General features: G+C 51.7%; 1 pseudogene. It reads left to right on the forward strand.

From position 1 onward, the window contains the following. A pseudogene (locus tag HBA93_RS23670) lies at positions 1 to 234 on the forward strand (malate synthase G); the annotation flags it as partial.

A 234-nucleotide genomic window follows, 5' to 3' on the forward strand; every position in this document is an offset into this window, starting at 1 on the left:
CAGGTTGATCAGGAACTGAGCAGTTTTCTTGAAAAGGAAGTTCTGCCGGATACAGGCATAGCTGCCGGTGATTTCTGGAACGGTCTCGCCGCTATGGTCAAAGACCTTGCACCGCGCAACAAGGCTTTGCTTGCCAAGCGTGATGACCTGCAGGCTAAACTCGACGCGTGGTACAAAGCCAACCGCAATTACTCGATGGCAGATTATCAGGCCTATTTGCGCGAAATCGGCTAT

The organism is Ochrobactrum sp. SFR4 (assembly GCF_019730395.1).
GTDB lineage: Bacteria > Pseudomonadota > Alphaproteobacteria > Rhizobiales > Rhizobiaceae > Pseudochrobactrum.